This is a genomic window from Pseudomonas sp. DWRC2-2 (assembly GCF_049897885.1).
Taxonomy (GTDB): domain Bacteria; phylum Pseudomonadota; class Gammaproteobacteria; order Pseudomonadales; family Pseudomonadaceae; genus Aquipseudomonas; species Aquipseudomonas azotoformans_A.
In genome coordinates, this window is sequence record NZ_JAFCXD010000004.1 from 574,913 (window position 1) to 597,138 (window position 22,226).

The window sequence follows — 22,226 nt, forward strand, 5'->3', positions numbered from 1 at the left end:
TGAACGACATCCGACGGGCAGGCTTTTCATGCCGCCGGACAAAGCAGGCATAATACCGCGCCTTTACCCATCAACCGGTAGCCCCGTGAACCCAACGCCCGCTGTGAATACCTTGCGCCCCTCGGCTTGTCCGGGGTTGCTGCGTATTGTCCAGGCGTTGGACGGCGGCATTTGTCGGATCAAATTGGCCGGTGGTTCGATCACTGCCGCCCAAGCCCACGCGGTGGCGGATGCCGCCCAGGCCTATGCGGGCGGGGTAATCGAGGCGACCAACCGCGCCAATCTGCAGATTCGTGGAATTGGCGCCGAAGAGGGCGCGTTGATCGCGATGTTGCTGGCAGCCGACCTTGGCCCCAGCAATGCCGCCGGCGACGACGTGCGCAACCTGATGCTCAGTCCCAGCGCCGGTATCGACCCGCAGATGCTCTTCGACACGCGCCCGCTGGCCGAACAGATCCTGAATACGCTGCAAAACCACCCGCGTTTCCATGAGCTGTCGGCCAAGTTCGCCGTGCAGTTGGATGGCGGTGAGGCGTTGGCGATGCTCGAACATCACCATGACCTGTGGCTGTCGGCGTTCGTGCGGGAGGGCGAGACGCTTCTGGCCTTCGGCCTAGCGGGTTGCCCGGGGCTGGATGCGCCGCTGGCCGCCGTGCCATTGGACCAGGGCCATGCACTGGTGGTGGCCGTGCTGGAAGCGTTTCTGGACATCGCCACGCCGGAACAGACGCGTATGCGGCATCTGTCTGTGGATAACTTATTGCGTCGTCTAACACTGCCGCTGCTGCCCTCCGATGGCTTCAACCGCCCGCCCAGTGGCGCTTTGCAGCACCTCGGCACTTATCCACAAGCGCAAAAAAATCAGTACTATGTCGCCGCTATCGCGCCCTTGGGTCGCCTGGATGCGACGATGCTCAAAGGTGTCGCGCAACTGGCCAGTGAATACGGCGACGGCACGCTGCGTTTCACCCCCTGGCAGGGCGTGCTGCTGCCCAACATTGAAAAACCTCGCGCCGTGACCGAACGCCTGGCGCAGCTTGGCTTTCTGTGTTCAATCGACCAGCCTCTGGCGCGCATGACCGCCTGCACCGGCTCCAGCGGCTGCGGCAAGGCCCTGGCCGACACCAAGGCCGACGCGGTGCAACTCGCTGCCCTGGACACCGGGCACAACGTGCACCTGTCCGGCTGCCCGCGCTCCTGCGCCGCCGCACACACCGCGCCGGTCACCTTGCTGGCGGTGAGCCCCGGCCACTACGACCTCTATTTTCGCGAGGCAGCCCACCCCGGTTTCGGTCGGCTGCACGCACGCAACCTTTCTATTGAAGCGACGGGCGCCTTGCTGCGCGCCCGCCCACGGAGCAACACCGATGATTGATTACATCCGCGACGGTCAGGAGATCTATCGCAACTCCTTCGCCATTATTCGCGCGGAAGCCAAGTTGGACCGCATCCCGGCTGATTTGGAGAAACTCGCGGTGCGGGTGATTCACGCCTGCGGCATGGTCGACGCCATCGACGGCCTGCAGTTCTCCGAAGGGGCGGGCAAGGCCGGGCGCGATGCGCTGGCTGCGGGCGCGCCGATCCTGTGCGATGCGCGGATGGTCTCCGAAGGCGTGACCCGCGCACGCCTGCCGGCCAATAACCCAGTGATCTGCACCCTGCGTGATGACAGCGTTCCAGACCTGGCGCGGGAGTTGGGCAACACCCGCTCCGCCGCCGCCCTGGAGCTGTGGCGCCCGCACCTGGAAGGTAGCGTGGTGGTGATCGGCAATGCACCGACCGCGTTGTTCTATCTGCTGGAAATGCTCGATGCAGGCGCGCCGAAACCGGCGTTGATCCTCGGCTTTCCGGTGGGTTTTATCGGCGCCGCCGAGTCCAAGGCGATGCTGGCCGCCGACAGCCGTGGCGTGCCGTTCGTGATCATGCAGGGCCGCCTGGGCGGCAGCGCCATGGCCGCCGCTGCGGTGAATGCCCTGGCCACGGAGGTCGAATAATGCAGGCACGCGGACGTTTGATCGGCCTGGGCGTGGGCCCCGGTGACCCGGAACTGATCACCCTCAAGGCCCTGCGCCTGCTGCGCGAATCGCCCGTGGTGGCGTACTTCGTGGCCAAGGGCAAGAAGGGCAACGCCTTCGGGATCATCGAAGACCACTTGGTGCCGCAACAGACCTTGATGCCGTTGGTGTACCCGGTGACCACTGAAGTGTTGCCGGCGCCGATGTCTTACGAACAGGTGATCAGCGATTTCTACGACGCCGCCAGCGTTGACGTCGCCGCACACTTGGACGCCGGCCGTGACGTAGCGGTGATCTGCGAAGGCGACCCGTTCTTCTACGGTTCCTACATGTACCTGCACGACCGCCTCGCCGAGCGCTATGAAGCGCAGGTGATTCCAGGCGTGTGTTCAATGCTCGGCGGTGCCTCGGTGCTGGGCGCGCCGCTGGTTTACCGCAACCAGAGCCTGTCGGTACTCTCGGGTGTGTTGCCCCATGACGACCTCAAGCGCCGCCTGGCGGATGCCGATGCGGCCGTGATCATGAAGCTGGGTCGCAACTTCCCGAAAGTGCGCCAGGTGCTGGAAGAGCTCGGCCTGGCCGGGCGTGCGCTGTATGTGGAGCGCGCCACCATGGCCAACCAGAAGATCGTGCCGCTGGATCAGGTCGACCCGTCGTCGTCCCCTTACTTCTCGCTGATCATCGTGCCCGGTGAACGGTGGCAAGGTTGATGAGCCCGGCGATTGTCATTCTGGGCCAAGGCAGCCTGGCCACTGCGCGCAAGATCCAGCAGGTCTACCCCGGCGCGTTGATCCACGGCCTGGCCGGACGGATCGACGGCGCGGACCAGACCTACAGTGAATTCGGCGCGACCCTGCGCCAGCTCTATCAGCAAGGTACGCCGCTGATTGCGCTGTGCGCGGCCGGTATCGTCATTCGTACCTTGGCGCCGCTGCTGCTGGAAAAAGGCGAAGAACCCGCCGTGCTGGCCGTGGCCGAAGACGGCAGTGCGGTGGTGCCGTTGCTCGGTGGCCTGGGTGGTGTGAACGTGATGGCGCGCGAAATCGCCGCTGCGTTGAACGTCGCCGCTGCGATCACCACCAGTGGTGAGCTGCGGTTCGGCACCTGCCTGCTCAATCCGCCAGCGGGTTATGAACTGGCCGACCTGGAGCTGGGTAAGCGTTTTGTCTCCGACCTGCTGGCCGGCGAAAGCGTACGCATTGAGGGCGCCGCGCCGTGGCTGGACCAGGCCAACCTGCCCCAGGACCAACAGGCGCGCCTGGCGATTCACGTGGGCAGTAACGAGCGCACGCCTGCCGCCGATGAATTGCTGATCTACCCGAAGAACCTCAGCGTGACCTGCAACCCAGGTGCGCAACTGGCTGAGCGTGTGCGCACGGCGTTGCATGAGGCGGGTATCGCCGTGCAATCCCTGGCGTGCCTGTTGGCCAGTGATACGCAGATGGCCGAAGCGTCGTTGCATGAGGCAGCGTTGGTGCTGGGCGTGCCGCTGCGTTTTGCCAGCGTCACCCAGGACGCCGATATCGTCATCAATATTGCCGAGCAACCCCTGGACTTGTCGCAAGTCGGCCGCGTGCGTGGTCGCCTGGCCGTGATCGGCCTGGGCCCGGGCGCCGCCGAGTTGATGGTGCCAGCGGTGAAAGCAGAACTGGCGCGTTGCACCGACGTGCTCGGTTACGAAACCTACGTGCGCATGGCCGGGCCCTTCCGGGACGATCAGGTGCAGCACTGCACCGACAACCGCGAAGAAATGCAGCGTGCCCGCCATGCCTTCGAACTGGCGGCCCAAGGTCGCTCGGTGGTGGTGGTGTCGTCTGGCGACCCCGGCGTGTTCGCCATGGCCGCTGCGGTGATCGAAGCCCTGCACGAATCCAGTGATCCGGCCTGGCATCAGGTCGACCTGGAAATCCTGCCGGGCGTTTCGGCCTCGCTCGCCACCGCCGCCCAGGCGGGTGCGCCGTTGGGCCATGATTTTTGCGTGATGTCGCTGTCGGACAACCTCAAGCCGTGGTCGATCATCGAAAAGCGCCTGGACCTGGCCTCCCAGGCCGACCTGGCGCTGGCGTTCTACAACCCGATCTCGCGCTCGCGGCCTTGGCAGCTGGGGCGTGCGCTGGAAATCGTCGCACTTCATCGCACGCCTGAAACGCCGGTGGTGCTGGGCCGGGATATTGGCCGGCCAGGCCAGACTCTGCGCGTCACTACCCTGGGGCAACTGACGCCGGAGCAGGTGGACATGCGCACCATGGTGCTGATCGGTTCGTCCACCACCGTCACCTTCCCGCGGGCCGGTGGCGGTGAGTGGGTGTACACGCCGCGCTGGTACGGCGAGAAACCCGCCTCCTGAAAAGGGCCCCTCGGGTGCCTGAAAGCTCCGAATGAACCAGGGATTTTCCTGGCGTTGTCCGGGGCTTTTTCTTTTTTCTGCGACGAAATCCGGAAGCCCGCCAGGCATGCCGCGTGATTGCTGGGCGGTGCGGTTTGACGGGGTGCGCCAAGGGATGTTTGTCGTCTGGAAAACGCCCCAGCCAGTGGACTAGGGTGGACATAAGCCCCGAGTTGGGGTGCTTGTGGAGAACCAAAATGGAGCGACATCACAGAAGGATCAACAATAAAAAAAGGCGCAAATTGATTGCCGCCTACAAGTTGCCGGGAGCGTCTGGAGCGCTTAAGGCTTTGCCGTTGGACATAGAGGACGACTTCAACGCCGCCGTGGTCAACAACAGTGTCATCTCGTTTGCCGAAGGCTTGTCCGGCTTGAACCGGGAGTACGTGCGCAAGAGCTATTTGCTGGCCAGCAGCTATGTCAGCGATGTGTTGAAAGTACAGCGCGGTACCGAGGGTTGGTACGACGAGTTCATCAAGGTGATGGTCAGCCTGGGGTGGCTGCCGGTGCGCAGCCGCTTCGAACGGGTTTCACGTTCCGGCAAGGGCCTGACCGTGCAATGGGCGGCGCTGAATATCATCACCACCCTGCTGGCGTCGACCTCATTGTCCGGGCACTTGCTGAGCACTTTGCCGAAACTGGCGGCCGATGCTTTGGACGCATTGAAGCAGGCGCCCGGGACGTTCGAACTGTTCAAACGCAACAGCGCGGTACACCAAGGCGGCGACTTCGGCCTGGCGTCCTGTGCAGAAACTGAGGGTGAGTTGATGATGGTGCTGGTGACCTACAGCAGCCAAGGCGTGAGCAAGCAGGTAGGGCTGCCCTTCCTGGAGTGGGACAGCTCCTCGTTCGAGGCCTTCAGCGGGCAGACGTGCCTGGTGCTGAATACCTCGGTGGTCAACGAAAAGACGATCCAACTGATGCGCGAGAGTGCGGGTGACAAGGTGCAGTTGGCGATCGCCAAGTACCGGATCTAAGGCACCAGGTAACCGCGCACACCGGTGAAGATGATTTGCGCGGCCAGGGCGCACACAAACAACCCCATCAACCGACTGACAATCTGCAAACCCTGGTCACCGAGGATGCGTTCGATCCGGTTGGACAGGTACAGCACCACGCCCACCGTGAGGCTGGCCAGGGCGATACTGAGGATGGCGGTGAGCTTGTCATCCCAGTGCGGCTGGCTCACCCCCATGACCAGCAGCGCACCGATGGTGCCGGGGCCGACGGTGAGGGGAATGGTCAGCGGAACGATGGTCACATCCTGCTGCACGTTGTCGGTCTGCACCGCCGACTTGCCTTGGGCCATGCCCAGGGCGGAGATAAACAGCACACTGCCGGCACCGATGCGGAAGGCGTCGACGGTGATGCCGAACACGCTGAAAATCACGCGGCCGAACAAGTAGAGCAACACGCTCGATACCAGGGTCGCCAACGCCACCTTCCACGCCAGGCGGCGCCGTTCTTTGCTGGAGTAGCCACGGGTCAGGCTGATAAAGCAGGACAGCACGAAAAACGGGCTGTAGAGCACCAGCATTTTCAGGTAGACGCTGAATAACACGTGGAGCATGTGAGTGGCTCGCGGCAGAGAAAGAGTCGGGGAAGTCTATCAGGCGACAGAGAACAAATGTGGGAGCGGGCTTGCTCGCGAATGCGGTGTGTCAGTCAATGCATCTTTAACTGATCCACCGCATTCGCGAGCAAGCCCGCTCCCACATGGGGACTGTATTTCAAGTCAAGAAGGTGCGTGCTCCGGGCGCTGTTGACGCTGCGCCACCCAGAACTCCACCAGCTCACGCAACTGCGACAACTCCACCGGCTTGGCCATATGCCCGTCCATCCCGGCCTGGCGTGCGCGTTCTTTATGTTCCGACAGGATGTGCGCCGTCAGCGCCACCACCGGTGTGCGAATACGCTGGTGGCTGACTTCCCACGCGCGCAGTTGCTGGGTGGCCGAGAAGCCATCGAGGATCGGCATTTCACAGTCCATCAACACCAAGTCATAGCGCTGGGCTTTCATCGCTTCCAGCGCTTCTTCGCCATTGCTGGCAGTGTCCGGGTTGAGATTGAGCTTACCGAGCATGCCACGGATCACTTTGGTGGAGATGCTGTTGTCTTCAGCCACCAGGATGCGGAAATCCGTCGGCACGGTGATGGCCGCCGGCGTATTGAGGACCGGGCGAGGTGGAACGTTGCCCTTGCTGCGTTGGGTCAGTTCGTCGGCCAGGGTGGTCTTGAGCGTGTAGCCGGCCACGGGTTTGGCGAGGATGCGCTTGATCCCGCAATTGCGCGCGATGATCTTGCTCGGCGCGTTGCTGATGCCGGTGAGCATGATCAGCAGGATGTCGTGGTTCAGGCTCGGGTCTTCCTTGATCTTCGCCGCCAGTTGCATGCCAGTCATGCCGGGCATGTTCTGGTCCAGCAGCACCACGTCGAAGTAATCGCGCAGGTGCGCCTTGGTGCGCAGCAGTGCCAGGGCTTCCTTGCCCGATGGCACGGCGCTGACGTTGAGGCCCCAGGCCGAGCATTGCTGCACCAATACTTTGCGGCAGGTGTCGTTGTCGTCCACCACCAGCACCCGCGCACCCTTGAGCGGGCCGTCGAGGTCGGAGGTTGGGTGTTCGAGGCGTTCCGGGTCGAGTGGCAGGGTCAGCCACAAGGTGCTGCCCTGATGGCTGCCGCTCTTGATGCCGAACTCGCCGTTCATCAGCAGGATCAGTTGGCGGGCGATGACCAGGCCCAGGTGACCGTTCAAGCGGGTGGCCGAGAAGAAATTCTTGCTGTGCAGTTCGCTGTGCAGCAGCGCGTCACGCTCGGCGGCCTCCATCGGCAGGCCGCTGTCCTGCACGGCGATGCGCAGGCGCGGCTTGGTGCTGCGGTCATCCAATGCGACCACGATCAGCACTTCGCCTTCGTCGGTTTTCTGCAGGGCGTTTTCCAGCAGGCTCAACATGGCCTGGCGCAGGCGCGTCGGGTCGCCGCTGATCACGCGGGGCACCTGGGGCTGGATAAAACTGATCAGCTCGACGTTCTGTTGTTCAGCCTTGGCGCGGAAAATACTCAGGCAATCTTCGATCAGCGCGTTGAGGTCGAACTGCACGTCATCCAGTTCGATCTGGCCGGATTCCAGCTTGGAGATGTCGAGGATTTCGTTGATCAGCGTGAGCAGTTCATTACCCGCGCTGTGGATGGTCTGCACGTAGTCGCGCTGTTTCACCGACAGCGGCGTACCCAGCAACAGTTCGGTCATGCCCAGCACGCCGTTCATGGGGGTGCGGATTTCGTGGCTGATCTTGGCCAGGAACTCGGCCTTGGCGGCAATCTCGGCATTGCTCGCCGCCAAGTCGCGGCTGAGGCTGAAGCGCGCTTCGACAATCGCGCGCTGGCGTTCGCCCAGCGCCAGGCTCATCAACAGGCCGCTGAGGCAGATGAAGGCCAGCAACGTGACGATCAGGCCCTGGGGCGAGACCATCGTCAGGCCCAGCAGTGCAGGCAGGATGATCAGCGTGCCGATGTTGAACACCACCATCGCCGCCACGAACAGGCGGGCCGGACGGTAGCCTTTCTGCCAGTGGTAGGCCGAGACGAACAACATGCTCAAGCCGGCCAGGGCCACCAGGGCATAGGTGATGATGTTCAGCGGCAGGGTGTTGACGAACAACAGCAGCAGGCCGCACAGCACGATGAACAGGATGTCGGCCATCAACAGCTTGTTCAGCGGGTGTGGCCCCAAAGGCATGAAGAACCGGTAGGCAAACATCAGCCCGCACGGCGCGGTCAGCAACAGGGCCAGGTAGGCGCCGGGGGTCTGGATAGCGTGCCAGTTCGGCAGCCAAGGGCCGATCAGGTTCAGCAGCAGCGCGAGGCTGAGCATCAGCAGGATTTCGCAGGCCGCCAGCCACAGGCTGCTGCGCGAGCGGTGGTAGGCGAAACGCGTGAGGTTGTGCAGGATCAGCATCAGCAGACAGCCGAACAGCAGGCCGTAGATCAGCGTCTGCGTCTGGTCGGCGGCGGCGAGCACGGCCGGTTCCAGGGTGATATACGGGCGCAGTTCATGTTCCGAGACCAGGCGCAGGTAGACCTCTAAGGGTTTCTGGCTCTGGGGCATCGGCAGCATGAAGTCGCTGCTGGGCAATGGGCGCTCGGCCTGGGGCTGGCGTGTGCCGGTGCTTTGTTGCTCCACCAGGGTGTCGCCGTCCAGTACATAGAGGCTCAGGTGGGACAAATCCGGGGCAAAAACCCGCAGCACTTGTTCGTGCTTGCCGGGTTGCAGCTTGAAACGCACCCACAACGCACCGTCCGGTTCCGCGGCGGTAAGGCGGTCCAGTTCGATGGGGCTGAATTGATTGGTGTAGCGCGAGGAACGGATGTCGCTCAGTTGCAGGTCGGCCTGTTCATCAAGCAATACTGCCCAGCCACTGCCTTGCGCGGCGGCCTGGGCCGGGAACAAGCAGAGCAGTGTCAGCAGACTGACAGTGAAACCTATGGCGATCCTGAGCCAGCGCACGGCGAAATCCCTTCGTAGGTTGATGCACGGTTAACTATGCGCGGGTAGGCCTGCATACGGCAAGGGCCAGAGGCCCTTGCCTAGCCGAACGGATAGCGGCTTACTGGCTTTCGCCACGCTCCCGCGCAATGGCGCGATAGCCGATGTCCTTGCGATAGAAGCAGCCTTTCCAGTCGATTTTTGCAGCCAGCTTATAAGCCTGTTGCTGCGCGGCGTCGACGCTGGCGCCCATGGCGGTAGCGCACAACACACGGCCACCGGCGGTCACGACCTGGCCATCCTTGAGCGCAGTGCCCGCATGGAACACTTTGCCTTCCAGCGTAGCAGCCGCGTCGAGACCTACAATCACGTCGCCCTTGGCGTAATCGGCAGGGTAGCCACCGGCCGCCAGCACAATACCGACGCTCGGACGTGGATCCCACTGGGCTTCTACCTTGTCCAGCGCCTGGGCCAGGGCGGCTTCCACCAGCAATACCAGGCTCGATTGCAGACGCAGCATCACCGGTTGGGTTTCCGGGTCGCCGAAGCGGCAGTTGAACTCGATGACTTTCGGGTTACCGGCTTTGTCGATCATCAGGCCGGCATACAGGAAACCGGTGTACACATTGCCTTCGTCGGCCATGCCACGCACGGTCGGCCAGATCACCAGGTCCATGACGCGCTGGTGCACGTCGGCGGTGACTACCGGGGCAGGGGAGTAGGCACCCATGCCGCCGGTGTTCGGGCCGGTGTCGCCGTCGCCGACGCGTTTATGGTCCTGGCTGGTTGCCATTGGCAGGACGTTCTTGCCGTCGACCATCACGATAAAGCTGGCTTCTTCGCCGTCGAGGAATTCCTCGATCACTACGCGCGAACCGGCGTCACCAAAAGCATTGCCGGCGAGCATGTCGCGCACAGCGTCTTCGGCTTCCTGCAGGGTCATGGCGACGATCACGCCTTTGCCGGCGGCCAGGCCGTCGGCCTTGATCACGATCGGTGCACCTTTTTCACGCAGGTAAGCCAGGGCCGGCTCGATCTCGGTGAAGTTCTGGTAGTCGGCGGTCGGGATCTTGTGGCGCGCCAGGAAGTCCTTGGTGAACGCCTTGGAGCCTTCCAACTGGGCCGCGCCGGCGGTTGGGCCGAAGCAATCCAGGCCACGGCTGCGGAACAGGTCCACTACGCCGGCAACCAGCGGGACTTCCGGGCCGACGATGGTCAGGGACACATTTTTTTCAGCAAAGTCGGCCAGCTGCTCAAGGGCCAGCACGTCGATAGCGACGTTCTCGCACTTGGCTTCAATGGCGGTACCGGCGTTGCCGGGTGCTACGAAAACTTTCTGGACGCGCGGGTCCTGGGCAACTTTCCAGGCCAGGGCGTGTTCACGGCCACCGCTGCCAATGATCAAAACATTCATGTCAAAAACCTCAAATTCTGTCAGTGGCGGAAGTGGCGCATGCCGGTGAAGACCATGGCGATGCCGGCTTCATCAGCGGCGGCGATGACTTCTGCATCACGCATCGAGCCACCCGGTTGGATCACGGCGGTCACGCCAGCTTTCGCGGCGTTGTCCAGGCCGTCGCGGAACGGGAAAAATGCGTCGGAAGCCATTACCGAACCCACAACCTGTAAACCCGCATGTTCAGCCTTGATCGCGGCGATACGCGCCGAGTTCACGCGGCTCATCTGGCCGGCGCCGACACCGATGGTCTGGCGATTCTTGGCGTAGACGATGGCGTTGGATTTAACGTACTTGGCCACTTTCCAGGCGAAGATCAGGTCGTTGATCTCTTGTTCGGTCGGTGCGCGCTGGGTCACGACTTTCAGGTCTTCGCTGCCGATCATGCCGATGTCGCGGCTCTGTACCAGCAAGCCGCCATTGACGCGCTTGTAGTCCCAGGCAGCGGCACGTTCAGCCGACCATTCGCCGCAGGCCAGCAGGCGCACGTTGGCTTTGGCCGCCACGATGGCGCGGGCTTCCTCGCTGACGCTTGGGGCGATGATCACTTCAACGAACTGACGCTCGACGATCGCCTTGGCGGTCTCGGCATCCAGCTCACGGTTGAAGGCGATGATGCCGCCGAACGCCGACTCGGTGTCGGTGGCATAGGCCAGTTCGTACGCCTGGCGGATACCGCCTTCAGCGTCAGGGCTGACGGCCACGCCGCACGGGTTGGCGTGCTTGACGATCACACAGGCGGGCTTGACGAAGCTCTTCACACATTCCAGCGCGGCGTCGGTGTCGGCCACGTTGTTGTAGGACAGCTCCTTGCCTTGCAGCTGGGTCGCGGTGGCGATGCCCACTTCGGCCGGCTTGGCTTCTACGTAGAACGCCGCGCTCTGGTGCGGGTTCTCGCCGTAGCGCATTTCCTGGGCCTTGATGAACTGGCTGTTGAAGGTGCGCGGGAACTGGCTGCGGCCTTCGGTGGACAGTGTTTCAGCCGCCTGGTTAACAGTGCCCATGTAGTTGGCGATCATGCCGTCGTAGGCGGCGGTGTGTTCGAACGCCTTGAGCATCAGGTCGAAACGCTGGGCGTAGGTCAGGCCACCGGCTTTCAGGCTTTCCAGCACGTTGGCGTAATCACTGGCGTTGACCACGATGGCCACGTCTTTGTGGTTCTTGGCCGCCGAGCGCACCATGGTCGGGCCGCCGATATCGATGTTTTCGATGGCGGTCGGCAGGTCGCAGCCTGGCTTGTTGATGGTGGCTTCGAACGGGTAGAGGTTAACGGCCACCAGGTCGATCGGCTTGATGCCGTGCTCGGCCATGATCGCGTCGTCGGTGCCGCGACGGCCAAGGATGCCGCCGTGGATTTTCGGGTGCAGGGTCTTGACCCGACCGTCCATCATTTCTGCGAAACCGGTGTAGTCCGCCACTTCCACTGCGGCCACGCCGTTGTCCTGCAGCAGTTTGAAGGTCCCGCCCGTGGAGAGGATTTCCACGCCCAGGGCTTCCAGCTCCCGGGCAAATTCGAGGATCCCGGTCTTGTCGGAGACACTGATCAAGGCGCGGCGGATCGGCAGGCGGGTAGTCTGGTCGGTCATTTCAATTTCCATCAAAAGCAAAGGAGTCAGCAAAAAAGGCGACCGTTTTTTACGCGGGCGCCTTTCTGGTTTGATTGAATGCTTACAACAAATCGTACTGCTTGAGCTTTTTGCGCAAGGTGCCACGGTTGAGGCCCAGCAGCTCACTGGCTTTGGTCTGGTTGCCCTTGACGTAGTTCATCACGCTTTCGAGCAAGGGCGCCTCGACTTCGGAGAGCACCAGGTTGTACACGTCCGTGACGGAAGCGCCCTCAAGGTGGGCGAAATAATTGTGCAGCGCCTTCTCGACACTCCCGCGAAGGGTCTGGCCTTCTTCGCTCGGCGTGTTGAGGTGCTGTTTCAAATTGACGTTGTCGCTCACGGGTGTTGTTCCACTCACTAAAGTCTCGGTCATCATCGTCATGCGGCCACCCCCTCTCCGTCCCCTGTCCCCAGGCTCTTGTAACGCTCGCTGAAGAACTCACGAACGTTGGCGCACTGTGCTTCCGTATCATCCAAACGATTGAAGTGGGCGCGAAACTCCCTGGCGCCCGGCAGGGTTGCGAGATACCAGCCGACATGCTTTCGAGCAATGCGTACTCCCATCACGTCCCCATAGAAGGCGTGCAGGGCGGCCAGATGCTCTAGCAGAATACGTTCCACCTCGATCAGCTCCGGTGCCGGCAACACTTCGCCAGTACGCAGAAAATGCTCGATCTCACGAAAAATCCATGGCCGCCCCTGGGCAGCCCGGCCAATCAACAAGCCATCGGCACCGGTCGCGTGCAGTACGCGCCGGGCTTTCTCGGCGGAGTCGATGTCGCCATTGGCAAACACCGGCATCGACACCGCCTGCTTGATCGCGGCGATGGTGTCGTACTCGGCTTCACCGGTGTAAAGGTCGGCGCGGGTGCGGCCATGCACCGCCAGCGCTGTAATGCCTGCCTGTTCAGCGATCTTCGCCACTGTCAGGCCGTTCTTGTTGTCCCGGTCCCAACCGGTACGGATCTTCAGGGTGACCGGCACATCCACTGCGGCGACAACGGCCTGCAGGATCTCGGCAACCAATTGCTCATCTTTCAACAGCGCGGAACCGGCAGCCTTGTTACAGACCTTCTTGGCCGGGCAGCCCATGTTGATGTCGATGATCTGCGCCCCCAACTCCACGTTGGCCCGGGCCGCATCCGCCAGCATCTGTGCATCGCCACCGGCGATCTGTACCGAGCGCGGCTCGGGATCACCTTCGTGGATCATGCGCATCCGCGATTTGCGGGTGTTCCACAAGCTCATGTCGCTGGTGACCATTTCCGAGACTACAAGACCTGCGCCCAAACGCTTGCACAGCTGACGAAAGGGCTGGTCGGTAACCCCCGCCATCGGGGCGAGGATCAAGCCGTTCTGCAATGTATATGGGCCGATGCGTACCGCCGACATAGGACTTCCCTGTTGTGGGGCCGGATCATTAGAGTTCGAAAAAGGGTTGGCATGATACCCGCTCTCGATGACTGGATAAAGGCTGAATTGGATAAAATCTGAACAGTTATTTCTTTATCGCCACCGGTTTGGTTGCGCAAAGGAAAGTCAATAACCTGCCGTCAAATCTCAATGCACGAACCGATTCACTCGGGCGAGTGAAAGCTCAGGCTGTAATTCACGGCTTTGTTGCCGGGATCGAGGATGTCCAGGGAGATATGGATCGGGGTTTGCGAGGGCATTTCGCTAACACCGGCCAACTCACCGCTGAGGTATTCAGCGGGCTTGAAGCGACGACTGGCAATCAGGCCGCCATTCAAATCGGCAAACCGCAGCTCCAGCAGCGGAAAGGGCTGGGAGAAGGTCGCGCGGTTATAGATGATCGCGTCCACCACCAGTGCCCCGGCGAAATCCGGGTGGCTGCGTACCACCAGGTTGCTGCTCTTGATGTGGGCGATATCGACCCGTGATGGCACGGTGCAGCCCAGTGTGGGGCACAGTTGCTGGAACCACGGGCGATAGGCGTCCTGGCGGGCCAGGTCGTCGAATTGATAGGCGATGTACTGGCCGGCAAGACCGCCGGCGGCGATCAGGACCAGCAACAGCCAGACCAGGCGACGGCCCCAGCCCGACGAGCGCTTTTGTGCGTAGAGGTGCAGCGGGTCGTCTTCGAGGTCCAACAGTTGGTCGTCTTGCACGCTCGTTTCGGCGCGCGAGCGCTTGCGACGGGGTTTGGGGCGTTCTTCGGGTTCTACGTCATCGGCCGATTGGGTCAGCGGCGTAAACGGCGGGTCGATCTCGTCATCGTCGGGCGTTGAGCGCAGTGGCGGCTCATCGTCGATATCGTCGGTGTGGAACGACATGGAGGGTTCGGTGCGCTGCTGAGTCGCAGGTTCGGGCGCGTCTTCAGTGACGTGAATACGCTCTTCAGGCGGCTCGCTGAACAGGCTCGCCGCCCATTTCTCTTCTTCGGCCTTGACCGTGTCGCGGCTGGCGCTGAAGGATTCTTCCTTTTGGCGGCGGTCGGTGCCGGGCTGGCGACGATCTGCGCCCATCGGCAACGTGTGCTGAATCTCGCGGCGTTCCAGCTTGGCCAGTTCTTCGTCCAGGTCCAGGTTGTCCAGGTCCAGCTCTTCGGCAGTCCACTGCTTCTGGCTGATGGCTCGCGCGGGCTCAGGCGTCAGCTCTGCCGGCACTTCTGGCACTTGCGGCTCAGGCGCGGACGCCTGGCCGCGCTGCTCCAGCAACTGACGAGCGGCATTGAACACTTGCAGGCACGAGCCACAGCGCACCACGCCACGGGCCACGCTCAATTGAGCGTGGTTGACGCGAAAGCGGGCTTGGCAGTGCGGGCACTGGGTGACGAAACTGTCGGTCATGCGGCTATCCGATTCAGGCAAGCGCTCATTCTAGCGCCGACGACCGCTGATGCGTACCCAGCCATCGCGGTTGGCGATCGGGTCCAGCTCGAAATCCTTGGCGTAGGCAGCAGCGACGTCTTCGCCTTGCTCGGCCAGGATGCCCGACAGCGCCAGGCGCCCGCCCGGCTTGACCAGGCTCGACAATTGCGGTGCCAGGGACACCAGCGGGCCGGCGAGGATATTGGCGACCAGTACGTCGGCCTGCACCTGGGGCAAGTGTTCAGGCAAATACAGTGGGAATTTGCCTTCAGGGACATTGTTGCGTCCGGCGTTATCGCGGGAGGCTTCCAGGGCCTGCACGTCGATATCGGTGCCCACGGCTTCCTTGGCGCCCAGCAACAGCGCGGCAATCGCCAGGATCCCCGAGCCGCAGCCGAAGTCCAGCACGTGGCTGTCGGTCAGGTCCTGGCCGTCCAGCCACTCCAGGCACAGCGCGGTAGTGGGGTGGGTGCCGGTGCCGAACGCCAGGCCCGGATCGAGCAGCAGGTTGACCGCGTCTGGCTCAGGCGCGGCGTGCCAGCTCGGCACGATCCACAGGCGCTGGCCGAAACGCATCGGCTGGAAGTTGTCCATCCAGCTGCGTTCCCAGTCCTGGTCTTCGATGACTTCGCTGTGATGCTCCGGCAGCGGGCCGCCGGTGAGCAGTTCCATGTGGGCCAGCACGGCGGCGGCATCGGTGCCGTCTTCGAACAGGGCCAGCAAATGGGTGTGGGACCACAGCGGGGTGGTGTTGAGTTCAGGTTCGAAGATCGGCTGGTCTTCGGCGTCCATGAAGGTCACCGAAACGGCGCCGACTTCAAGGAAAGCGTCTTCATAGGTTTCGGCTTGTTCTGGGCTGATGGCGAGACGGACTTGCAGCCAAGGCATGGCGGGCACCTTTGAAAAAAATGAATGTGCGACTACATCTGTCGCGAAAGCGCGGGAGTTTACGCGAGAGCATGATCTGTGGCGAGGGAGGCTTTTGCTGTGAGTGGGCTTGTTGTGGTGAGCGGGCTTGCCCCGCGTTGGGGCGCGAAGCGGCCCTAATCCAGACACCGCATTCATCCAGTTGAAACGCGTCGGCAGGCTTTGGGGCGGCTTCGCCACCCAGCGCGGGGCAAGCCCGCTCGCCACAGAAATTGTACTGCCTTTCAGAAACAACAAAACCGCCCGAAGGCGGCTTTGTTGGGTGGAGCACTTACTGGTTAGCCAGCTTGTGTTCCAGGTAGTGAATGTTCACACCACCTTCGCAGAAGCCTTCATCACGGACCAGGTCCCGGTGCAGCGGGATGTTGGTCTTGATGCCGTCAACCACGATTTCATCCAGGGCGTTGCGCATACGGGCCATGGCCTCGTCGCGGGTGGCGCCCCAGGTGATCAGCTTGCCGATCAGCGAGTCGTAGTTGGACGGAACCTTGTAGCCGCTGTACAGGTGCGAATCCACACGTACGCCGTTGCCGCCGGGCGCGTGGAAATGCTTGACCAGGCCAGGGCTTGGGATAAAGGTTTTCGGGTCTTCGGCGTTGATGCGGCACTCCAGGGAGTGGCCGTGCATCTTCACGTCGTCTTGGGTGAAGGACAGCGGGTTGCCGGCGGCGATGCTGAGCATCTCCTTGACGATGTCGATACCGGTGACCATCTCCGACACCGGGTGCTCTACCTGCACGCGAGTGTTCATCTCGATGAAGTAGAAACGACCGTTCTCGTACAGGAACTCGAAAGTGCCCGCGCCACGGTAGTTGATGTCGATGCACGCCTTGACGCAACGAGCCAGTACTTCCTGACGCGCTTTTTCATCCAGGCCTGGTGCCGGAGCTTCTTCCAGAACCTTCTGGTGACGACGTTGCAGCGAGCAATCGCGGTCGCCCAGGTGGATGGCGTGGCCTTGACCGTCGGACAGTACTTGCACTTCCACGTGACGTGGGTTGGTCAGGTACTTCTCCAGGTAGACCATCGGGTTGCCGAACCAGGCGCCCGCTTCGGAGCGAGTCTGCTTGGCCGCTTCGATCAGGTCTTCTTCCTTGTGCACCACGCGCATGCCGCGACCACCACCGCCACCGGCGGCCTTGATGATCACCGGGTAGCCGACTTCGCGACCAATGCGCAGAGCGGTTTCCTCGTCTTCCGGCAGTGGGCCGTCGGAACCTGGAACGGTTGGCACGCCGGCCGCGATCATGGCGTCCTTGGCAGAAACCTTGTCACCCATCAGGCGAATGGTTTCGGCTTTCGGGCCGATGAAGGCGAAGCCGGACTTTTCCACCTGTTCGGCGAAATCGGCGTTTTCCGCGAGGAAGCCGTAGCCAGGGTGGATGCCATCAGCGCCGGTCACTTCCGCGGCCGCGATGATGTTCGAGACTTTCAGGTACGAGTTCGTGGCCAGTGGCGGGCCGATGCAGATGCTTTCGTCCGCCAGTTTCACGTGCATCAATTCGGTATCGGCCGTCGAGTAAACAGCGACGGTCTTGATGCCCTCTTCCTTACAGGCGCGCAGGATACGCAGCGCGATCTCGCCGCGGTTGGCGATCAGGACTTTTTGCAGTTTCTTCGCAGGTTTCAACATCGAAGGCGCTCCGCGGTTCAAACGATGGTGAACAGCGGCTGGTCGTACTCAACCGGCTGACCGTTTTCTACCAGGATGGATTCGATGACGCCGGCTTTTTCCGCGGTGATGTGGTTCATCATCTTCATCGCTTCAACGATGCAGATGGTGTCGCCCACTTTCACGGTTGCGCCGACTTCAACGAAGGCTGGCGAGGTCGGTGCCGGGGTGCGGTAGAAGGTACCGACCATTGGCGACTTGACCACGAAACCGTTCAGCGCAGGAGCAGCTGGAGCGGCAGGTGCAGCGGCAGCAGCAGGTGCGGCGGCTGGAGCAGCAGCCGGCGCCGGTGCTTGCATCTGTGGCGCGTAGAACTGTTGGGCCGGGGTCTTGCTGTGGCGGCTGATCCGTACGGACTCTTCGCCTTCCTTGATTTCCAGCTCGTCGATACCGGATTCTTCCAGCAGTTCGATCAGTTTCTTAACTTTACGGATATCCATGAATCATCAACTCCCAAGGGTCGGTCAGGGGCGCTTGGCCGGTTGTTCAAGTTGTTCCAGGGCGGCCTCCAGGGCCAGTCGGTAACCGCTGGCGCCAAGGCCGCAGATCACACCTACCGCTACGTCGGAGAAGTAGGAGTGATGGCGGAAAGCTTCGCGTTTGTGCACGTTCGACAAATGCACTTCGATGAATGGGATGCTCACCGCCAGCAATGCGTCACGTAATGCAACGCTTGTGTGTGTAAAAGCGGCGGGATTGATCAGGATAAAGTCCACGCCTTCGCCACGCGCGGCATGGATGCGATCAATCAATTCGTACTCGGCATTGCTTTGCAGGTAGAGCAGATGGTGGCCGGCTTCACGCGCCCTGCGTTCCAGGTCGAGGTTGATCTGGTCCAGGGTGACTGCCCCGTAGACGCCCGGTTCACGGGTGCCGAGCAGGTTCAGGTTGGGTCCGTGAAGAACCAGTAAGGTCGCCATCGGCTGTTCCTTGTTATTGATGTGGGTACGGCAGAACCCGGCGACTATGCCGCAAAGCCTTTGTGACTGTCCAGTTCTATGCAGTAGGCAGCACGATTAGCGAGGATAGCGCGAAATTTGTGACTGTGAGGCCGGATTCGGTCAGTTACACACGAAACGCCTGCACGGCGGTGTTGAGCTGCCCACCCAGCACCAGCAAGTGCTCACCTTGGCTGCGGCCTTGGCCGATTCGCAGCAAGTTGTCCTCACCCAACTGGTGAATCCGCTCGCTGTTGTCGCGAATCTCACTGACGGCCCCACTCTGCTGTGCCGTCACATCGGCGATGCGCACGGCGGTGTCGGAAATGGTCTGGATAGCCCCGACGATTTCATCCAGCGCGCCGTCCGCTGCCTGGGCTTGCTGGGCGGTGGCCTCGGCGTGCTCGACCTGGGCACGCATGCCTTGCACCGATTGATGGGCGGCGCTTTGCAGGCCGGCGATCAGGGTCTGGATCTCTGCGGTGGCGCCGGCGGTGCGCTGGGCCAGGGAGCGGACTTCGTCGGCCACCACGGCAAAACCACGTCCGGCCTCACCGGCGCGGGCGGCCTCGATGGCGGCGTTGAGGGCGAGCAGGTTGGTCTGGTCGGCAATCGAGCGGATCACCGTCAGCACGCCGCCGATGGTGGCGGATTCTTCGGCGAGTTTTTCGATCATCTGCGCATTCTGCTGCACTTCGCCCACCAGGGCGTGCAGCCCGGTCAGGCTCAGGCCGATCACGCGTTGGCCTTGCTCCACCGCCTGACCGGCACTGCGACTGGCGCCCGCCGCCTGGCTGGCATCGCCCGCCACTTGCTGGATGGTCGCTTCCAGCTCACCCAGCGAATCACGGATCTGCGCGGTATCCCCGGCCTGGCGTTCGGCCCCGTCGTGCAGGCCGCTGCTCAGTTCGGCCAACGCACGGCTGCTGCCGGCGACTTCCTCGGCATTGCCGCGAATGGTGCCGACCAAATCCACCAGGTAAGCCCGTAGGCGGTTCAGGGAGGCTTCGATGTCGTGCAGCTCGCGGTTGGTCTTGCCCAGGGCAATCGGCTGGCTGAAATCACCCTCGGCCCAGGTCGACAGGGCCGGTGCCAGGTTGGTCAGCACCCGTGCCAGGCGGCGTTGCAGGGTGTCGATCAGCAGCGCGATCAGCAGGATCAGGCCGATCATCACGCCTTGCATCAGGCGCACTTCGCCTTGGATCTTGCCGTGCTGCGCGCGCACCACCGGTTCCAGACCGGCGATGGCTTGTTGCACGGTGTCGATTTTCTGGTGGGTCTTGGCGGCCAGGTCGGTGCGTTGCTGGATCTGTTCGCGAGTGCGCTTGAGTTCGGCGGGGTAGCGGGTGAGCAGGCTGTTGAGCTCGCGCTTGAGGTCGACGCCTGTGTCCTGGGCTTCGGTTTTCTCGGTGTTCTCCAGGCCCATCAGCGCGGAAAAGTCGTCGGCGCTGGATTCGGCGCGGGCTTTCACACCCAGCAACGGCAGCTGTTCCAGCACATCGGCTTGGCTGCGGATGTTGCTGACTTCGCGCTCCACATCATCGGCCAGTTCCGCGCGCCCACTGCTCACCAGCTTGTCGCGGGCCAGGGACAGTTTGCCCAGGTGCTGCGACGCAGCCAGCAAAGGCGGCAGATAACGGGTCGCTTCAGCCGAATTCACGCCAATGGCGTACTGACTCAATTGCTCCAGGTTCGCGCCTAATTCGCGTTCGGCCTGGAGCAACAAGGCTTGAGGATCGCCCGCCAGTTTGCCGGCCGCCAGCAAGTCGGTCTTGCTGAATGCATCCAGGTCCACCAAGCTCGGGCGTAGGTTTTGCGCGAGGTCCGCTGGCAACTCATCCAGATGCTGCAACAGGCTTTCCAGGCTTTGGCTGGCGCTGCTCAAGCGCAGGGCGTCGCCGCTGGACAGGTAGTCGTCGATATTGCGCGCGGCCTGGTTCTGGAACGTCTGGGACAACCCCAGGTAGCGCTCCATCAGCAAATACGGCCGTTCCAGCGCGCGCTGCGACCACCACAGGGTCGCGCCCAGTGCCAGGCACACGGCCACCAGAAGAAGGGTGTTCAGATTGGTCAGCAGCTTCAGGCGCATGCGTGGTTTCAACCGACAGCAAAAGATAAGTGCCTGAAGTTATTGCGTTTTCATTACAGGGTTATGACCGAATCAGTGGATTCTGGTGAAAAGGTGGCACTTTGCTTTGATGTGCGCGCGGCTTGCACCCGGTTGCGTCCCGCATCCTTGGCGCGGTACAGCGCCTCGTCGGCCTGGGCCGCCATCATCAAGCTGTCGGAACCATCGCATAGCTCCACCAGCCCGGCGCTGAAGGTGCACCACAAGTCCTGGGGTTGGGCGGGGTAGTGGATTTCGGCAAAGCGCCCACGGATTTCATCCAGTACTTTGCACGCCGATTCCAGGTCGGTGTCCGGCATCACAATGGCGAACTCTTCACCACCGTAGCGCCCGATGTAATCCGTCTTGCGCAGGCGCTGCTTGAGAAACAGCGCCAGGCTCTTGATCACACGGTCACCCATGGGGTGGCCGTGGCTATCGTTGACCCGCTTGAAGTGGTCGATATCGAGCATGGCAAAGCTCAACGGCTTGTTCTCGCGGCGGGCGCGGAAGCTGCAGTCTTCGAGCAATTGCAGGATGTGGGTGTGGTTGTACAGGCCGGTCAGGCTGTCGCGCACCATCCGCGCCTTGAGGTTGCGCGCACGCGCGGCGCGGTTGCGCACGGTGGTGATCAGGTGGCGCGGCTTGATCGGCTTGGTGAGGAAGTCGTCGCCGCCTTCGCTCATGGCGTCCAGCTGTTTGTCCAGGTCGTCTTCGGCCGACAGGTAAATGATCGGCACGCTCACATAACGGTCGTTGTGGCGGATGACCTTGGCCAGTTCGGTGCCGGTACAGGCGGGCATGTACATGTCGAGGATGATCAGGTCGGGCTGGAAGTCCGCCAGTTCGGCCATGGCCTGGATCGGCTCGATCAGCGTGCGGGTGACGATGCCGGCGCTGTTGAGCAGGCGCTCGGTGTGCAGCGCCTGGGCCCGGGAGTCGTCGATGATCAGCACTTTGTACGGTTCATATTGGGCGACGCAGGTCAGCACTTCGATCTTTTCCAGCAGGCTGGAGGCTTCCAGCGTGCCGGTGAGGAATTCCTGGCCGCCAGCGCGCACGGCGGCGAGGCGGGTCGGGGTATCGGTTTCGTGCAGGCTGAAAAACAGCAGCGGCAGCTTTTGCTCCAGGCCTTCCTGGGCTTCGGCGGCGAGCTTGAGGCCCAGGCCAGTGCCACAGAAGTCTACGTCCATCACAATCGCCGAAGGCAGGCGCTCGGCCATTGACGCGCGAAAGGCCGCCACGCTGTCGAGGGACTGAGCACTCATGCCAAAGAATTCCAGCTGCTTGGCCAGCCGCTCGGCGCGGTCGTGATCGGCCAGCATCACGTAGATCGGCTTGCGCATCGGCGGCAGGAAGGTTTGTTCGAGCTGGTCGCCCTGGCGCAGGCCGGTACGGGACAGGCGCTGCATCAAGCGGTTGAGTTCGGTGATCAGGTGGCTGCTCAAGCGGCCACGGTTTTCGTCCACCGCCTTGAGGGATTCACCGATATGACGCGCCAACTGGCCGTGTTCCGGCTGTTCGAAGCGCTCGGCAAAACGCAGCAGGCGCAAATTGGCCTCGCTGAGTTCGGACAGGTCGGCGCCGGACCATTCGCTGCGTTGCAGGCGCTGCCAGATCTCAAGAATTTGACGTGCCTGATGAATTACCCGCTGGGCAAAATGCTGCTTGAGGCGCTCACGGCTGGGGTCTTCTGGCTCGGTCATATCCTGACTACTAGTTAGGGTGCATGCTGAGGTCGACTGATGGCTCTATGCTAGCACCTCTTTTCCATAGGATGAGTGTCATACGTCAATAAACT

18 protein-coding genes are annotated in these 22,226 nt (G+C 62.2%); 5 read left to right on the forward strand and 13 right to left on the reverse strand.

The annotated features are described in order from the left end of the window. Window positions 1-28: 28 nt before the first annotated feature. The 5 genes from cobG (at window position 29) to ACP7EW_RS21380 (ending at window position 5,378) form a co-directional block, all read left to right on the forward strand. Window positions 29-1,375 (forward strand): precorrin-3B synthase, encoded by a 1,347-nt coding sequence (gene cobG / locus ACP7EW_RS21360; RefSeq protein ID WP_426219492.1) that lies wholly within the window; start codon window positions 29-31, stop codon window positions 1,373-1,375. Then, entirely contained in the window at window positions 1,368-1,994 is a 627-nt protein-coding gene (locus ACP7EW_RS21365; protein ID WP_426219494.1) for a precorrin-8X methylmutase, read from the forward strand. The genes cobG and ACP7EW_RS21365 overlap by 8 nt, the downstream gene beginning before the upstream one ends. Next, a complete protein-coding gene (locus ACP7EW_RS21370; RefSeq protein ID WP_178918436.1) occupies window positions 1,994-2,725 on the forward strand; it encodes a precorrin-2 C(20)-methyltransferase in 732 nt (243 codons plus the stop codon). The genes ACP7EW_RS21365 and ACP7EW_RS21370 overlap by 1 nt, the downstream gene beginning before the upstream one ends. After that, window positions 2,725-4,362, forward strand: a complete 1,638-nt coding sequence (gene cobJ / locus ACP7EW_RS21375; protein WP_426219496.1) for a precorrin-3B C(17)-methyltransferase — start codon at window positions 2,725-2,727, stop codon at window positions 4,360-4,362. Before ACP7EW_RS21370 ends, cobJ begins: the two co-directional genes overlap by 1 nt. Window positions 4,363-4,598: 236 nt before the next feature. Continuing rightward, window positions 4,599-5,378, forward strand: a complete 780-nt coding sequence (locus ACP7EW_RS21380; protein WP_426219498.1) for a hypothetical protein — start codon at window positions 4,599-4,601, stop codon at window positions 5,376-5,378. Here the strand turns inward: ACP7EW_RS21380 and ACP7EW_RS21385 are convergent. The 13 genes from ACP7EW_RS21385 to ACP7EW_RS21445 form a co-directional block, all read right to left on the reverse strand. Further along, entirely contained in the window at window positions 5,375-5,971 is a 597-nt protein-coding gene (locus ACP7EW_RS21385) for a MarC family protein (protein WP_003171467.1), read from the reverse strand. The genes ACP7EW_RS21380 and ACP7EW_RS21385 overlap by 4 nt on opposite strands. 165 nt (window positions 5,972-6,136) lie before the next feature. Continuing rightward, a complete protein-coding gene (locus ACP7EW_RS21390) occupies window positions 6,137-8,908 on the reverse strand; it encodes a hybrid sensor histidine kinase/response regulator (protein ID WP_314531990.1) in 2,772 nt (923 codons plus the stop codon). A gap of 100 nt (window positions 8,909-9,008) precedes the next feature. After that, window positions 9,009-10,301, reverse strand: a complete 1,293-nt coding sequence (purD, locus tag ACP7EW_RS21395) for a phosphoribosylamine--glycine ligase (RefSeq protein ID WP_426219500.1) — start codon at window positions 10,299-10,301, stop codon at window positions 9,009-9,011. A gap of 20 nt (window positions 10,302-10,321) precedes the next feature. After that, window positions 10,322-11,929 (reverse strand): bifunctional phosphoribosylaminoimidazolecarboxamide formyltransferase/IMP cyclohydrolase, encoded by a 1,608-nt coding sequence (gene purH, locus ACP7EW_RS21400; RefSeq protein ID WP_177077401.1) that lies wholly within the window; start codon window positions 11,927-11,929, stop codon window positions 10,322-10,324. Window positions 11,930-12,011: 82 nt separating this feature from the next. Further along, window positions 12,012-12,332 (reverse strand): DNA-binding transcriptional regulator Fis, encoded by a 321-nt coding sequence (gene fis / locus ACP7EW_RS21405; protein WP_002555375.1) that lies wholly within the window; start codon window positions 12,330-12,332, stop codon window positions 12,012-12,014. Continuing rightward, entirely contained in the window at window positions 12,329-13,342 is a 1,014-nt protein-coding gene (gene dusB / locus ACP7EW_RS21410; protein ID WP_016976994.1) for a tRNA dihydrouridine synthase DusB, read from the reverse strand. The genes fis and dusB overlap by 4 nt, the downstream gene beginning before the upstream one ends. Window positions 13,343-13,527: 185 nt before the next feature. Further along, window positions 13,528-14,760 (reverse strand): DUF3426 domain-containing protein, encoded by a 1,233-nt coding sequence (locus ACP7EW_RS21415; protein ID WP_426219503.1) that lies wholly within the window; start codon window positions 14,758-14,760, stop codon window positions 13,528-13,530. 30 nt (window positions 14,761-14,790) lie between these two features. Continuing rightward, entirely contained in the window at window positions 14,791-15,669 is an 879-nt protein-coding gene (gene prmA / locus ACP7EW_RS21420) for a 50S ribosomal protein L11 methyltransferase (RefSeq protein WP_426219505.1), read from the reverse strand. Window positions 15,670-15,979: 310 nt separating this feature from the next. After that, entirely contained in the window at window positions 15,980-17,341 is a 1,362-nt protein-coding gene (gene accC, locus ACP7EW_RS21425; protein ID WP_010213490.1) for an acetyl-CoA carboxylase biotin carboxylase subunit, read from the reverse strand. A gap of 17 nt (window positions 17,342-17,358) precedes the next feature. After that, window positions 17,359-17,820, reverse strand: coding sequence for an acetyl-CoA carboxylase biotin carboxyl carrier protein (gene accB / locus ACP7EW_RS21430; RefSeq protein ID WP_017136744.1), 462 nt, complete (start codon window positions 17,818-17,820; stop codon window positions 17,359-17,361). Between the two features lie 24 nt (window positions 17,821-17,844). After that, window positions 17,845-18,300, reverse strand: coding sequence for a type II 3-dehydroquinate dehydratase (gene aroQ, locus ACP7EW_RS21435; RefSeq protein ID WP_010213488.1), 456 nt, complete (start codon window positions 18,298-18,300; stop codon window positions 17,845-17,847). Window positions 18,301-18,445: 145 nt separating this feature from the next. Beyond that, window positions 18,446-18,994, reverse strand: a complete 549-nt coding sequence (locus tag ACP7EW_RS21440) for a methyl-accepting chemotaxis protein (RefSeq protein WP_405045891.1) — start codon at window positions 18,992-18,994, stop codon at window positions 18,446-18,448. Between the two features lie 1,466 nt (window positions 18,995-20,460). After that, the gene (locus ACP7EW_RS21445) at window positions 20,461-22,131 is read right to left on the reverse strand and encodes a response regulator (RefSeq protein WP_033897341.1); all 1,671 of its coding nucleotides are present in this window, start codon (window positions 22,129-22,131) and stop codon (window positions 20,461-20,463) included. Window positions 22,132-22,226 lie beyond the last annotated feature (95 nt).

Excerpts from the sequence above, each read along its gene's own strand:
- dusB (WP_016976994.1), bottom strand. The coding sequence starts at position 13,342 with ATGTCGGCGGTACGCATCGGCCCATATACATTGCAGAACGGCTTGATC.
- ACP7EW_RS21385 (WP_003171467.1), bottom strand. The coding sequence starts at position 5,971 with ATGCTCCACGTGTTATTCAGCGTCTACCTGAAAATGCTGGTGCTCTAC.
- cobG (WP_426219492.1), top strand. The coding sequence starts at position 29 with ATGCCGCCGGACAAAGCAGGCATAATACCGCGCCTTTACCCATCAACC.
- ACP7EW_RS21445 (WP_033897341.1), bottom strand. The coding sequence starts at position 22,131 with ATGACCGAGCCAGAAGACCCCAGCCGTGAGCGCCTCAAGCAGCATTTT.
- purD (WP_426219500.1), bottom strand. The coding sequence starts at position 10,301 with ATGAATGTTTTGATCATTGGCAGCGGTGGCCGTGAACACGCCCTGGCC.
- ACP7EW_RS21415 (WP_426219503.1), bottom strand. The coding sequence starts at position 14,760 with ATGACCGACAGTTTCGTCACCCAGTGCCCGCACTGCCAAGCCCGCTTT.
- ACP7EW_RS21365 (WP_426219494.1), top strand. The coding sequence starts at position 1,368 with ATGATTGATTACATCCGCGACGGTCAGGAGATCTATCGCAACTCCTTC.
- fis (WP_002555375.1), bottom strand. The coding sequence starts at position 12,332 with ATGACGATGATGACCGAGACTTTAGTGAGTGGAACAACACCCGTGAGC.
- ACP7EW_RS21370 (WP_178918436.1), top strand. The coding sequence starts at position 1,994 with ATGCAGGCACGCGGACGTTTGATCGGCCTGGGCGTGGGCCCCGGTGAC.
- ACP7EW_RS21440 (WP_405045891.1), bottom strand. The coding sequence starts at position 18,994 with ATGATCGAAAAACTCGCCGAAGAATCCGCCACCATCGGCGGCGTGCTG.
- accB (WP_017136744.1), bottom strand. The coding sequence starts at position 17,820 with ATGGATATCCGTAAAGTTAAGAAACTGATCGAACTGCTGGAAGAATCC.
- ACP7EW_RS21380 (WP_426219498.1), top strand. The coding sequence starts at position 4,599 with ATGGAGCGACATCACAGAAGGATCAACAATAAAAAAAGGCGCAAATTG.
- prmA (WP_426219505.1), bottom strand. The coding sequence starts at position 15,669 with ATGCCTTGGCTGCAAGTCCGTCTCGCCATCAGCCCAGAACAAGCCGAA.
- aroQ (WP_010213488.1), bottom strand. The coding sequence starts at position 18,300 with ATGGCGACCTTACTGGTTCTTCACGGACCCAACCTGAACCTGCTCGGC.
- cobJ (WP_426219496.1), top strand. The coding sequence starts at position 2,725 with ATGAGCCCGGCGATTGTCATTCTGGGCCAAGGCAGCCTGGCCACTGCG.
- purH (WP_177077401.1), bottom strand. The coding sequence starts at position 11,929 with ATGACCGACCAGACTACCCGCCTGCCGATCCGCCGCGCCTTGATCAGT.
- accC (WP_010213490.1), bottom strand. The coding sequence starts at position 17,341 with ATGTTGAAACCTGCGAAGAAACTGCAAAAAGTCCTGATCGCCAACCGC.